This window comes from Yersinia pekkanenii (assembly GCF_001152565.1).
Taxonomy (GTDB): domain Bacteria; phylum Pseudomonadota; class Gammaproteobacteria; order Enterobacterales; family Enterobacteriaceae; genus Yersinia; species Yersinia pekkanenii.
Genome location: NZ_CQAZ01000093.1, coordinates 1 through 5,623, shown reverse-complemented (window position 1 = coordinate 5,623; position 5,623 = coordinate 1). Strand labels below are relative to the sequence as shown.

The window sequence follows — 5,623 nt, the reverse complement described above, 5'->3', positions numbered from 1 at the left end:
TTGTAGGGTTTTTCTTGGTTTATCCCTTTTAAGCCTGAAATTACCGATAACCTGCGATGCCAATGGCTTTAGGTATAACGCCGAAAGCTTCCCAGTTGGCTACACTAACGCACTAACGTCAGAATTAACGAACCACCTCAGGCGTAAATTTACCGATATCCATGTGAAAGTAAGGTTTGTCGGTGCGGATGGGTTAACTATGCTGGGCGGGATGCCTGACAACAGGGATGTGATTCAGGAGATTTTGCCGGAAACGTGGGAAAGTGTTGATAATTGGTTTCAGCCTTTAAGCTCAGTTTCTTTCGCCACCAATTTTCAGAACGTTGATCACTATAATCGCTTGGAATATCACGCCTAAATCCAATATAAAGTGCGGGTATTAAAAATAATACCCGCATGACATTGATTAATGATGATGAGACCTTGTAACTAGCGACCATGCCCTACCATCTTCTGGTAATGCAGCAGCAGCAGCACTCCCTGCGGCGTATGGCCAGTTATTATCCAGCCAATTTGCATGTACAGCCTGAGCGCACCAACTCGAGAATGGGAACGGCTTGCAAGCCCAGACTTGACCATCTAGTCCTGTGACAGTTGTGCCTGCGGTATATGACAGAACATTGTTACGATCCCACAGTGGGTATGTTTGTTCTGTTTCACCTGATGGCGAGATAGCAATCGTTTTTTCAACCGAGTTTTGTATGCCCTTATCGTTGGTAACGGTAAGTTTCGCGGTTCCAACTAAAGCTTGCGAGGTGGTTACAGCCCTGGCGGTAACATTTTGGCTTGTAGCCGTTGTTGGTGTGAAGTTGAGGAATTCCCATTGGTAGCTCAGAGACTGTCCTGTAGAGCCACTTGCGGAAAAGTTAATCGTGCCATTACTTTCGACACTGGTAGGGGCGGTAATATGTGCAACCGGAGCTTGTGGATTTTCAGGTTCAGTGGTTCCAGCAATCAGGCTCATTGCACTACTGTAACCCGACCTCAGCCACACTCTGTTGACATCAGTATTCGAGTTGTTGTAGTTGATTTCATCACCTGAGCGAACACCGATTTTTACCACGGTTGAATACTTGTTATTCAACGTAGCAGCCAGCTCTTGCGACCAAACACCTTGCGCTTGATTCTGTGCGGTGATCAATAGTTGAGTATCAACAGATTCCAAACCTTGAGCTCCGCCCATGACACGGAAACGGATCTGATCATTGACTGCCGGTGAGATACCAGGCGTGACAAACGTACTGTTACTTATCCATGGGAAGTTTGATGTACTCCCTTTGATGATATTGATATCACTACAGTTGAAGAAGCCTTCATTGCCGGCATCGTCACGTTGCCAGTAACTGTAAATAATGGCATTTCCGGTACGATCTTCCGGGATTGGAATATCAATCAGATAAATATTACCGTTCGTACCATTGGCCAAGGCTCCAGATGCGGCTGCAGGGGCAAGTGCATCATGAATAAGCGTCAGGTCTTCCCAGCGTAGTGGTTGGGTTGGATCATAGCTTGCTTTACTAAGATAAATCTTCATTTGGGCTGGGTTGTGAGGTGTCGTCAGATCCCAACGGAGTTGTATCGTCCCTTTTTCAGGGGTCACATCAGTTTTTCGCCACATGGTAGTGGGTACACTATCGAGTGCACCTTTTTGAGGATCCCCCCCTGCGCACAGCAAGCCATTAGGAACAACTGCTCGTACGCTTGCCTCGCTGTTTGGATTGCTAGGATTCGCTGACAGTTCATTCCATTGTGTAAAGGGAAGCTGTGGATTATCAAACTGCTGGCCATTAATAATAGCTTGCCGACAATCCGCGCTGGGAACGTCAGCAGGATTATTCCAATATCCCTGCTCTATATGGCATTGGTATTGCCTGGCGATAGGAAAACCAACTGCGCCATGGGCTTCAGCGTTGTTGACCGGTAACATAACAAGAATCTGTGAGGCTAATAATCCGCCCATACTCCATAACATAGATTTTCGATGTAATTGAGCATTGAAATGTAATTTCATTTTATTATCCTTTTACGATGCTAATTTAATAAATACCAAGATAGGTCACCTATCAATGGGTTCATTGCCAATGAGCAGTGGTTAATAATGGTTAACATGCAGTATCGCCAGGTTTTTATAAAACCTAACAGGTGGTTGGTCATGTTTAGATTGATTTATAAGTGATGATTTATGTTAGATTACTGTCATTACCTCTCTCCTTTGTTGATTTATTTACGCCATTTCTTTTTATAAAGTAAGACTGTATATACAGCAGGCCGGTATCCCCTAATGAGCCAAATATACCTGCCATAGCAAAGGAGATATATGGGCTACTCCCATACTCAAAGCTAATCAACCCACCAAGCATGCCAGTAAATCCAGAGACTATAACTTGTGTTGATATCACCGATGCTTTATCACGAAGATTTTTAGATTTTGTTTTTTGTAGTAATAATCTGACTACACCTCCCCAGGTGGCGAAGATACCAATGACAACCCAAATTAAAAGACTGTCTGGTTCGGGTACTTTTAGTTGCATGTTACCCTCCTTTATTTTTATTCCGAACAATTCTGTTAACTGTTTTTATTATTGGTTTTACTGGCTATATTGCAAATGCAATGATTGAATGCAACAGCATTAATTAATGCATGTGCATTCTTTAAAATAAGATAGTGGTGTTGTTTATTCACTAATGGGTCGAGTATTCAATCCGGTGATTATCAGGTAAAACATCTATTTCTATCCAAAGTATTTTGATGGCAAAGGTGGATGTAAAATGCCCGTTTTGTGAGTAAGCAAGCCTCGTTAAAAATAGGGGTTGGGAACCGTCAACAAAACCATCATGACCTACACCGAAGCGATGGAACGACTCACATTGATGGGGCGTACGACAATTCATGACATCGCCACGTTTGGCAATTATCAGATTGGTGAAGACAAGAACGGGCAACCGGTATTTCAGGCGTCATGGAAGTTTAAGGACTCCAAGAATATTAAGCCTGAACACCTGGCCGCTGTCGCTGAATTATCCACTGGCAAAGACGGACTGAAAATTAAGCTGCATGATCCGAAAGCGGCTATCAAGCAACTGGCTGAAATGCGCGGATGGGAGGCACCGAAGAAAACCGAATTGACCGGCCCGAACGGTGGCGCAATTCAAACTGTGAACATGACTCCAGATGAAGCCGCCGAGGCATATCGTAAAATGATGGGCTAATTTTGGTAAACATCCAGAAATAACCAGTTCGACGGGTAAAAACCCTATACAAAATAGAGGGTGATTTACGCACCATTTATGCAATCAATTTTCTAACATTCCACGTCGTTAACCCTGAAAGATAAGCCTTTTAATTCATTAGGTTGATGAGTATTATGCACTCGATTCGGTTAATGACCATTATGTTAAATAGAGTCTAAAAACGCATATTTACGGGGGAATGCAATAGAAAGGAATAAGCCCCGCCGAAATGGGGTCATAAGCAGCAGCACATAAAGAATTATGCTAATTTCCGTAATTCTTTACGTGCTGCCTCAACGAGAAAATTGCTTCGGCTGGCATACTCTGGACGCACCTTAACACTGTAAGCGAGGGATAGAGAGTTAGATGGCTTGAGCCTCATGAGGCTGTGCGCTTGATGAACGAATGCTCTGAACCGTTGAAATCTATCGTGGTGTTTGCGTTGGCAACCGGGCTACGCAGATCAAACATAGTAGATTTTCAATGGCAAGACGTAGACCTTCAGCGCAAAGTGACATGGATACACCCAAAGGAAAGTAAATCAGGTCAGGCTATCGGCGTCGCTCTCAACGACACGGCGTGCCGGTTGTTGCGAGGGCAGATTGGCAATCACAAAAAGCGGGTATTTGTTCATCGGAAAGAAAGCACATTGCCCAACGGCAGTAAGTCAGCCGCAGTAAGGAAAATGCGCGTTGATGGCAATACGGCTTGGAGGCTTGCATTGAAGAGGGCCGGAATAGATAACTTCCGCTTTCACGACCTTCGCCATACTTGGGCAAGCTGGTTAGTACAGGCTGGTGTTCCACTGACAGTTTTACAGGAGACGGGCGGATGGGAATCAATTGAAATGGTACAGAGGTATGCATACCTTGCGCCACGTCATTTGAGTGCTCACGCAAAGCAAATTAATAGCATTTTTGATGGTAACGTCCCAAATTCGTCCCTACAGGAGCAAAATTAAACACCTAATACATTGTTAAGCAATATTATTTGCCTCTTTCAATTCTCCATATACCCCAAATTATTTTGTGTCTCTGAGCGCAGCTTAAAAAAACATGCAAACCACGGGAACCTCAGGCCATTTTTATCATGTACTCAGCCATTAAAATCATCATTCCCAGACAATTATTTCGCCCATGAATCAAAGGTAGATAACATGCTGACACCGTGAGATATCAGTAGAAGCGGGTGGACGTCCGGCCTCTTTACGCTTAAACTATAACCACTTAATTCTCACTGTTTGGGGCCTGAATATGATCACACATTCGCCACATACTATTGCTAACAGAACCGAGCGTATTGGGTGTTTTACCGTACCTGGTGTTTTGGGTGGCTTTGAAGTGAGAAGCATGAAAAATCGTAAAGAACGTCCCCTATTGATGGTCGTTCGTACCGGCTGGGAAAAAGCCGCTGCCTATGAACAAATTCGCCCAGTATCTGAAATCGTTATTGATAAAAACGGTAAGTCTCGTCCAGTTAACCAAGCTTTTTTCTGGAATGATTTGCAGGATACCTCTATCGATTTCTCACAAAAGGCGGTTGATTTGTTCTTCAGTAAGAAAGGAACTCTATCTGCATGTCACCCAATTTAATTGCTGAACACGATAAAATATTAAAATGGCCGGAAGTTAATGATTTAGCTCCCGGCCATTTTTTATGGCTGCCTGAATTTAAAACCCCGAATGGTGACCTCTTTCAAGCATTACTTGAAGATGATGGTAGCAATATGGCCCATCTTCATATCAAAGAGATACTTTCAGGTGAGCATATAGCAAGCTATGTTTTGACTTTCGACCTCACCCCACCAGTGGATTTAGGCCAGCGTTTACCCCAAGTTGAATCAGCTTATGTCTCACAAGAATATCAAGGCGGGGGTGTGTCTACTGCCACCTATAAAGCCATTATTGACCACTACGGTGCTGTAATAAGTGATACTTATCAGACTGAGGGCGGGATGGTACTTTGGCTGTTTGGTCTGTCTAAAGATGACAGTATCCAGTTAACTATTCTAAATGTAGATGGTCATACGTTAGATTATAAAATTAACGAACATGGCGAAAGGATCAGTTTTCAGGGTGATAGAAAATCTTTGCTGGAAATTGCTGATACTGTTTGGGGAAACCCAGATAATGTCGAACTGAGTAATCTAGAGACGTTGGGCTTTACACCATCCTGGCGCAATCACAGCAATCACGTTTTGGCCGCAACTAAATCTATTATCTAAATATACTCTAAATAATTCGAGTTGCAGGAAGGCGGCAAGCGCTGGAGCAAGCTACCCGATGGTGTGTTGCGGCGCGAGCTAGTGATGATTTTCAACACCAACGACACGCCCTATTCACCGGCCGGTATCCGCAATGCCATTGAAGCGATGAAGCTGCAAATCCCGATC

The 5,623-nt window shown here is 43.8% G+C and carries 6 protein-coding genes and 2 pseudogenes; 5 read left to right on the top strand and 3 right to left on the bottom strand.

Annotation, left to right across the window (positions count from 1 at the left end):
• Window positions 1–34: 34 nt before the first annotated feature.
• Window positions 35–358 carry a DinI-like family protein gene (locus tag AEP37_RS25400; RefSeq protein WP_082170898.1) on the top strand — a complete coding sequence of 108 codons (324 nt, stop codon included), beginning with the start codon at window positions 35–37 and terminating at the stop codon, window positions 356–358.
• Window positions 359–406: 48 nt separating this feature from the next.
• On the opposite strand, the gene AEP37_RS22255 is transcribed toward AEP37_RS25400, so the two are convergent.
• Window positions 407–2,011, bottom strand: coding sequence for a lytic polysaccharide monooxygenase (locus AEP37_RS22255; RefSeq protein WP_049615372.1), 1,605 nt, complete (start codon window positions 2,009–2,011; stop codon window positions 407–409).
• A 169-nt stretch (window positions 2,012–2,180) separates the two neighbouring features.
• Window positions 2,181–2,531: a phage holin family protein gene (locus tag AEP37_RS22250; protein WP_049615371.1), complete on the bottom strand. Its 351-nt coding sequence runs from the start codon at window positions 2,529–2,531 to the stop codon at window positions 2,181–2,183.
• A gap of 340 nt (window positions 2,532–2,871) precedes the next feature.
• Here AEP37_RS22250 and AEP37_RS22245 point away from each other — a divergent pair, with 340 nt between their 5' ends.
• Window positions 2,872–3,210 (top strand): DUF1659 domain-containing protein, encoded by a 339-nt coding sequence (locus AEP37_RS22245; RefSeq protein ID WP_049615374.1) that lies wholly within the window; start codon window positions 2,872–2,874, stop codon window positions 3,208–3,210.
• A 280-nt stretch (window positions 3,211–3,490) separates the two neighbouring features.
• Here AEP37_RS22245 and AEP37_RS26340 read toward each other — a convergent pair.
• A pseudogene (locus AEP37_RS26340) lies at window positions 3,491–3,571 on the bottom strand (type II toxin-antitoxin system HicB family antitoxin); the annotation flags it as partial.
• 18 nt (window positions 3,572–3,589) lie between these two features.
• Here AEP37_RS26340 and AEP37_RS22240 point away from each other — a divergent pair.
• From AEP37_RS22240 to AEP37_RS22230, 3 genes and pseudogenes are all read left to right on the top strand, one after another.
• Window positions 3,590–4,192 (top strand): annotated as a pseudogene (locus AEP37_RS22240) (integrase); the annotation flags it as partial.
• 292 nt (window positions 4,193–4,484) lie between these two features.
• The gene (locus tag AEP37_RS22235) at window positions 4,485–4,823 is read left to right on the top strand and encodes a hypothetical protein (protein WP_005158316.1); all 339 of its coding nucleotides are present in this window, start codon (window positions 4,485–4,487) and stop codon (window positions 4,821–4,823) included.
• 134 nt (window positions 4,824–4,957) lie between these two features.
• Window positions 4,958–5,455: a hypothetical protein gene (locus tag AEP37_RS22230; protein WP_235801427.1), complete on the top strand. Its 498-nt coding sequence runs from the start codon at window positions 4,958–4,960 to the stop codon at window positions 5,453–5,455.
• Window positions 5,456–5,623 lie beyond the last annotated feature (168 nt).